The following is a 7,138-nucleotide window of genomic DNA, read 5'->3' as shown; positions in this document are numbered from 1 at the left end:
CCCTCGCGCCTAGCCCAACCAGGTCACATCTGCGCCCGACTCTCCCCTCGCCCCGTGCGTCCGCATGACCGGTGCGAGCCGGGCGGACGATGTTGGTGCCCGGTATGCCGTGCCGGTGGTCACGTCGGTACCGGACAGGTGCGAGAGCGAGGGAGACCCCGATGGCGGAACTGTTCATCGACGGGGAGTGGACCGGTGCCGTCCAGGGCGCGCGGCGGGACGTGGTCAACCCGTACGACGCGTCCGTCATCCAGCAGGTCGACGACGCGGACGAGGCCGACGTCGACCTCGCCGTAGGAGCCGCCCGGCGCGCCTTCGACCGCGGTGACTGGCCGTCGGCGCCCACCAGGGAGCGGGCCGACGTACTGCTGAGAGTGGCGCGGTTCCTGCTGCGGGACCAGGAGGAGATCGCCCACGTCGAATCCCTCGACACCGGCAAGACGCTCGCCGAGGCGCGGATCGACGTCGAGGACGTCTCGAACGCGTTCCGCTACTTCGCCGAGATCGCCGACAAGGACGGCGGCCGGGTCGTGGACGTCGGCCCCGACGTGCTCAGCCGCGTCACCTACCACCCCATCGGGGTCTGCGCGCTCATCGCGCCGTGGAACTATCCGCTGCTCCAGGCCTCCTGGAAGGTCGCTCCCGCCCTGGTCGCGGGCAACACCTTCGTACTGAAACCGAGTGAGACGACGCCGCTGTCCACGCTCCACATGATGCGGCTCATCGCCGAGGCGGGAGCGCCGGCCGGTGTCGCGAACCTCGTGCTCGGTCCCGGCGCGACCGTCGGCGCGGCGATGTCCTCGCACGCGGACGTGGACCTGGTGTCCTTCACCGGCGGTCTGGCGACCGGGCGCCGGATCATGGAGGCGTGCGCGCCGGGCGTGAAGAACCTCGCGCTGGAGCTGGGCGGCAAGAACCCCAACGTGGTCTTCGCCGACTGTGACTTCGACGCCGCCGTCGACCACGCGCTGGAGGCGTCGTTCCTGCACTCGGGGCAGGTCTGCTCGGCCGGCTCCCGGCTCCTGGTGGAGGACTCCCTGCACGACCGGTTCGTGGAGCGGCTCGCCGCCCGCGCGGGGGCCATCCGGCTCGGCAACGGTCTCGACCCGGCGACCGAGAGCGGGCCGCTCAGCTCGGCGGAGCACCGGGAGAAGGTCGAGGGCTATCTGGAGATCGCCCGCGACGAGGGCGCCCGCCTGGTCTGCGGCGGCCGCCGCCCCGACGATCCCGAGCTGTCGCGGGGCTTCTTCCTGCTGCCCACCATCTACGCCGACTGCGACCGCTCCATGCGCATCGTGCGGGAGGAGGTCTTCGGGCCGGTGGTCACCGTGGAGCGCTTCCGCACCGAGGACGAGGCCGTGGAGCTGGCCAACGACACCCAGTACGGCCTGGCCGGCGGTGTCTGGACGAACGACGCGAGCCGTGCCCAGCGGGTGGCGGCACGGCTGCGGCACGGCACGGTCTGGATCAACGACTTCCACCCGTACGTGCCGCAGGCCGAGTGGGGCGGCTTCGGCCGCTCCGGTTTCGGCCGGGAGCTGGGCCCCACCGGCCTGCGCGAGTACCAGGAGGCCAAGCACATCTACCAGAACCTGAGGCCGGGCGTCTCCGGCTGGTTCAAGGGCTGAGCGGGCAGGGCGAGAGCAAGGGCGATAAGTATGCACGACGAGACGACGACGTACGACTACCTGATCATCGGCGGCGGTACGGCCGGTTCCGTACTGGCCGCGCGGCTGAGCGAGGACCCGGGCTGCCGGGTGTGCGTGGTGGAGGGAGGGCCGAGCGATGTCGGCGACGACCGCATCCTGCGGCTGCGCAACTGGATCAACCTGCTCGGTTCCGAGTTCGACTACGGCTACACCACCGAGGAGCAGCCGCGCGGCAACTCGCACATCCTGCACTCCCGGGCCCGGGTGCTCGGCGGCTGCTCCTCGCACAACACGCTGATCAGCTTCCTGCCGTTCCCGCAGGACCTCGACGAGTGGGTGGCCGCGGGCTGCGAGGGCTGGGGTCCGGAGACGATCCTGCCGTACCGGTCACGGCTGCAGAACAACATCGTGCCCGTCGCCGCCGCCGACCGTAACGCGATCGCCGAGGACTTCGTGGCGGCGGCCACCAGCCGGCTCGGCGTGCCGGTCGTCGAGGACTTCAACGCCCGCCCCTTCACCGACGGCGCCGGGTTCTTCTCCCTCGCCTACGACCCGAAGACGAACACCCGCTCCTCCGCCTCGGTCGCGTATCTGCACCCCATCATGGACCGGCCGAACCTGACGCTGCGTCTGGAGACGTGGGCGTACAAGCTGTTGCGCGACAGCGAGGGCCGTTTCACCCGCGTCCAGGTCCGCAACCCCGACGGGTCCGTGTCGACGCTGGAGGCCGAGGCGGAGGTGCTGCTGTGCGCCGGGGCGATCGACACGCCGCGGCTGCTCATGCTCTCCGGCATCGGGCCCGCCGACCAGCTGCGCGATCTGGGCATCGAGGTCCGCGCCGACCTGCCCGGGGTGGGCGAGAACCTGCTCGACCATCCCGAGTCGGTGATCGTGTGGGAGACCCGCGGTCCGCTGCCGCCCAACTCGGCGATGGACTCCGACGCCGGTCTCTTCCTGCGCCGCGACACCGGGGGCGACCCGCGCCCCGACCTGATGTTCCACTTCTACCAAGTGCCGTTCACCATCAACACCGAACGGCTCGGCTACCCCGTTCCCGAGCACGGCGTGTGCATGACCCCGAACGTGCCGCGCGCCCGTTCCGTGGGCCGCATGTGGCTGCGCAGCGCGGATCCCACCGTCAAACCGGCCCTGGATTTCCGCTACTTCACCGATCCGGAGGGCCACGACGAGCGCACGATCGTCGACGGTCTGCGGATCGCCCGCGAGGTGGCGGCCACCGCGCCGTTCAGCGACTGGCTGCTGCGGGAGGTGGCGCCGGGCCCGGACGTGCAGTCGGACGCGGAGCTCTCCGAGTACGGGCGCCGGGCCGCGCACACCGTCTACCACCCGGCCGGGACCTGCCGGATGGGCGCCGAGGACGATCCGCTCGCGGTGGTCGATCCGCAGCTGCGGCTGCGCGGCCACGACGGGCTGCGCATCGTGGACGCGTCCATCTTCCCGACCATGCCGACCATCAACCCGATGCTCACCGTGCTGCTCGCCGCCGAGCGCGCGGCGGATCTCATCAGCGCCCGGCCGGCTCCCCAGCCGCTGGGCACGGAAGGGGCGGGCCAGTGACCGCTCCCGTTCCCGGAACGCCGGACAGCGCGGCCAAGGCCGGCCAGGGCGAGGAGGACTCGGAGTTCCGCAAGGACATGGGGCCGTGGGCGAACTTCGCCCTCGGCTTCACCTACCTCTCCCCCGTCGTCAGCACGTACACCCTCTTCGGCACCGCCCTCGCCGACGGCGGTCCCCCGATGATCTGGGCCTTCGTCATGGCGGGCTGCGGGCAGTTCCTCGTGGCGCTCGTCTTCGGCGAGGTCGTCGCGCAGTACCCGGTGGCGGGCGGGGTCTACCCGTGGGCGCGGCGGCTGTGGGGCAAGCGCTGGGCCTGGATGACCGGGTGGGTGTACATGTGGGCGCTGCTCGTGACGATCACGAGTGTCGCGTACGGCGCCGGGCCCTACATCGCGATCCTGCTCGGTTTCGACGCCACCTTGCACACCACCGTGCTCTGCACGATCGGCCTGATCCTCGTTGCCGTGATCATCAACTACGCCGGTACGAAGGCCCTTTCGTGGGCGGCGCTGATCGGCTTCGGGGCGGAGCTGATCGGCGCCCTCGTCGTCGGCATCATCCTCTTGGTGACGCACCGCTTCCACGGCCTCGGTGTGCTCTTCGACGACTACGGCGCCGCCGGTGACGGCTCCTACCTGCCCGTCTTCCTCGGGGCGGCGATCATCGGCTTCTACCAGTACTACGGCTTCGAGGCGTGCGGGGATGTCGCCGAGGAGGTGAAGCACCCCGGCAAGGTGATTCCCAAGGCGATGCGCCGCACCATCTATGTCGGAGGGGCGGCGGCGACCTTCACCTGTCTGACGCTGCTCCTTGCCGTCGTCGACTACGGGGCGGTGATCTCCGGGAAGGACCCCGACCCGGCCGTCAGGATCCTCTTCGACGCCCTCGGTGAGACCGGCGCCCGCCTGGTGATGGCCGTCGTCCTGATCTCCTTCCTGTCCTGCACGATCAGCTTGCAGGCGGCCGCCGGGCGGCTGATCTACTCGTACGCCCGCGACGAGATGATCATCGGTCACCGGCTCCTGCGGAAGTTCTCGCCGACCCGTGCGGTGCCGGAGTACGCGCTGCTGGTCGCCGCGGTGATCCCGGCGCTGATCGCGGTGGGCTCCCTGATCTCGACGGACGCCCTCACCAAGATCGTCTCTTTCGCGATCCTCGGCATCTACGCCTCCTTCCAGATGGTCGTCCTGGCCGCGCTGCGCGCCCGTGTGAAGGGGTGGAAGCCGAGCGGCGAGTACCGCCTGGGCCGCTGGGGCCTGCTGGTCAACGTCGGGGCTCTCGCGTACGGGATCTTCGCCATCGTCACCATCGCCTGGCCCCGCACCCCGGAAGCGGCCTGGTACGACAACTGGATCGTGCTGCTCGGTGGCGGCGTCGTGGTGGGCGTGGGGCTGCTGTACATGTTCACCACGCATCACTACGGGCGCAGCGACGCTCCCTCGGACAACGCGATCCCCGACGAGGAGGCCCCTGAAACGCGGTGATCCGTGTGAGCCCACCCATAGGGGGCAGATCACATGCTAACGACGTTAGTGGTCGCCCCCGCCGTCCGCACGCAGGGCTGCGAGCCCCTTGCGCGGGCGGCTGACCTGGGGTTCTGCGATCCCGGGTAGTACGTCACACCCTTGCGTCCTACGCCGGGTGCCCCTGACTCTTGCTGGAGTCCGAGCGAGCCGAACTCGTCCCGGACGGTTCCCCCCGCTCCGAGTGAGCACCTCCTCACCCCCAGCCTGGAGAGTCACCCCCGCATGGCCATCACGCAGACGCAGTCCCGCGCCACCGCCCGCTTCCGCAAGTTCTCCTTCGCCGGCCTGGCCACCGCCGGTGCCGCCGCGGCGGCCCTGACGCTGGTCCCCTCGGCCGCTCACGCCGCGGAGCCGACTGCCCGGAGCGCGTCGGTGTCGCAGGCGGCGGCCGCCAAGGCCGGGCACGCCGACAACCTCGACGGCTGGATCCGCGAGGCGCTCGGCATCATGAAGGCCAAGGGCATCCCCGGCACCTACGAGGGGCTGCACCGCAACATCATGCGCGAGTCCGCCGGTGACCCGAACGCCCAGAACGGCTGGGACGTGAACGCGCAGAACGGCACCCCGTCCAAGGGGCTCCTCCAGGTCATCCAGCCCACTTTCGACGCGTACCACGTCGAGGGCACCGCCAACAGCCTGACCGACCCGGTGGCCAACATCACCGCGGCCGCCAACTACGCGGCCGACAAGTACGGCTCCATCGACAACGTCGACTCCGCGTACTGAGCGATCGGTCCGCGCGCCTGGACCGGCCCATTCCGAAATCCGCGACGCGCGGGGCCGTGGCGGATCCGGATGCGGTACGAAGTCTTCTGTGAACGAACAGATCCAGCCCGCCACCGTGCGTGTCTTCATCGCCCTCGCCCCGCCGGACGACGCGAAGCGGGAACTGGCGAGGGCACTCGCCCCCGCCTACCACGCGCATCCGCGCATGCGGTGGAACCGCGTCGAGGACTGGCACATCACCCTGGCGTTCCTCGGAGAGGTGCCGACCGCGGTGGTCCCCCTGCTGCGCCCGCCGCTCGCGGAGCTCGCGGCGGCGCGCCGCCCTGTGACGCTGGCCCTGCGCGGCGGCGGGCACTTCGACGAACGCGTGCTGTGGAGCGGGATCGACGGTGACCTCGCGGAGCTGGATCTGCTCGCCGCCGAGGTGCGTACCGTCGTGAAGGAGTGCGGTGTCGTCCTCCCGGACCGCCGTTTCCGCCCCCACCTGACGCTGGCGAGGGCCCGGCGGGACACGCCGTCGTGCGCGGTGGAGGCCGCGGCCGGCCTCGCCGGCTTCACCGGTCGCTCCTGGCGGGCCGAACGCCTGCACCTGGTCGGCAGCAACATCGGCCGGGGACCGGGCCCGATCCACTACCGCGACATCGAGGCCTGGCGCTTCGGCGGCCGGGACCCCCATGTCGCGGCACCGTCCGGCTGACCCCGCTCGCGGGCGGTGGTCAGTCCCGGTCGACGTGTTCGCGCAGGATCTTGCGGTTCGTGGCGTCGATGTCGAACGTGGTCTTGTTCCAGTCGTCGGTCGTGACCACATCGACGGACCACTTCGGGGCGCCGCCGTTGGTGTCGTCGAGTTCGACGGAGGTGACCGTGCCCTTGGTCTTGTCCGTCGCGGTCTGCGCGGCCTGCTGCGCCGTCACCGTGGCCTTGCGGAGCCGGTCCGCCAGCTCGCGCTTGTCGTCCGCGTCCTGGTCGGCGTCGGCCTTCGTCGGGCCGGCCTTGCCGGTGACCGCGTCGACGTCGACGGTGTGCTTGGCACCGTCGGCCGTCGCCACCTCGGTCTCCCACTTGGGGGTGTCGGCCGGCCCCTTCAGCTCGATCGAGACCGGCTTCGACTCGGGCACCGCCCCTACCGCGGTGCGCAGCGCCTCCTCGTAGCCGATCTTGGCCTTGGGGACGAGGGCCTTCCGTTCGGCCTGGTCCTCGGTGAGGGTGCCGCCGCCTGCGGACGGGGTGGACGTCGGCATGGGCGTGCGGGCGGTCTGGGCGCCCTCGGTCTGCGCGCTGCCGCCGCCGTTGTCGTCATCGCCGCCGCAGCCCGTGAGCAGGGCCGCCGCCACGGCCGCGGAGCACATCACGGCGGCGCCTCGCGAGAGCGGCAGACGTCCGCGCCGGGGAGCAGAACTGTTCCTTTTAGTGACCATATGGGCACGTTAAGCGAGATGCCCCTCCCCCGCCCGGACGGCTGGGCCGAGGGGAGTATGAGGGACCGCCACCTGCCTCAGTGATCCCTTGCGCCATCCGAGAACCAAACCTGTTCAAGATCGCGTGTTACGGGCGACCGCATCACCACGCTGAGAAGACAGGCAAATCGGGTGGCAGTTATATCGAGGGGCGCGACGGCAGCCATAGCCGTCGTGATGTCCGGCGCACTGGTCGCGGGGG

Annotated in this window: 6 protein-coding genes; 5 read left to right on the top strand and 1 reads right to left on the bottom strand. The window is 70.8% G+C overall.

The window, feature by feature from the left end:
- Nucleotides 1–161 precede the first annotated feature (161 nt).
- The 5 genes from GKQ77_RS23655 to thpR all read left to right on the top strand — a co-directional run bounded on the left by GKQ77_RS23655 (nt 162) and on the right by thpR (nt 6,176).
- Nucleotides 162–1,628: an aldehyde dehydrogenase family protein gene (locus GKQ77_RS23655; RefSeq protein ID WP_219690943.1), complete on the top strand. Its 1,467-nt coding sequence runs from the start codon at nt 162–164 to the stop codon at nt 1,626–1,628.
- Between the two features lie 30 nt (nt 1,629–1,658).
- Nucleotides 1,659–3,227, top strand: a complete 1,569-nt coding sequence (locus GKQ77_RS23650) for a GMC family oxidoreductase (protein ID WP_219690942.1) — start codon at nt 1,659–1,661, stop codon at nt 3,225–3,227.
- Nucleotides 3,224–4,711 (top strand): APC family permease, encoded by a 1,488-nt coding sequence (locus GKQ77_RS23645; protein WP_308117763.1) that lies wholly within the window; start codon nt 3,224–3,226, stop codon nt 4,709–4,711. The genes GKQ77_RS23650 and GKQ77_RS23645 overlap by 4 nt, the downstream gene beginning before the upstream one ends.
- Nucleotides 4,712–4,975: 264 nt before the next feature.
- Nucleotides 4,976–5,479 (top strand): transglycosylase SLT domain-containing protein, encoded by a 504-nt coding sequence (locus GKQ77_RS23640; RefSeq protein ID WP_219690941.1) that lies wholly within the window; start codon nt 4,976–4,978, stop codon nt 5,477–5,479.
- 88 nt (nt 5,480–5,567) lie between these two features.
- A complete protein-coding gene (gene thpR / locus GKQ77_RS23635; RefSeq protein ID WP_219690939.1) occupies nt 5,568–6,176 on the top strand; it encodes an RNA 2',3'-cyclic phosphodiesterase in 609 nt (202 codons plus the stop codon).
- 19 nt (nt 6,177–6,195) lie between these two features.
- Here the strand turns inward: thpR and GKQ77_RS23630 are convergent, their stop codons facing one another.
- Complete coding sequence (locus GKQ77_RS23630) at nt 6,196–6,828, bottom strand: PepSY domain-containing protein (RefSeq protein WP_219690945.1); 633 nt, start codon at nt 6,826–6,828, stop codon at nt 6,196–6,198.
- Nucleotides 6,829–7,138 lie beyond the last annotated feature (310 nt).

Source organism: Streptomyces anatolicus (assembly GCF_019400875.1).
Taxonomy (GTDB): domain Bacteria; phylum Actinomycetota; class Actinomycetes; order Streptomycetales; family Streptomycetaceae; genus Streptomyces; species Streptomyces anatolicus.
Note: the sequence above shows the minus strand (reverse complement) of the source record. Positions and strands in the feature narration are given on the sequence as shown.

Bases quoted from the DNA above. Each gene is read 5' to 3' on its own strand.
- GKQ77_RS23655 (WP_219690943.1), top strand. From the start codon at position 162: ATGGCGGAACTGTTCATCGACGGGGAGTGGACCGGTGCCGTCCAGGGC.
- GKQ77_RS23640 (WP_219690941.1), top strand. From the start codon at position 4,976: ATGGCCATCACGCAGACGCAGTCCCGCGCCACCGCCCGCTTCCGCAAG.
- GKQ77_RS23650 (WP_219690942.1), top strand. From the start codon at position 1,659: ATGCACGACGAGACGACGACGTACGACTACCTGATCATCGGCGGCGGT.
- GKQ77_RS23630 (WP_219690945.1), bottom strand. From the start codon at position 6,828: ATGTGCTCCGCGGCCGTGGCGGCGGCCCTGCTCACGGGCTGCGGCGGC.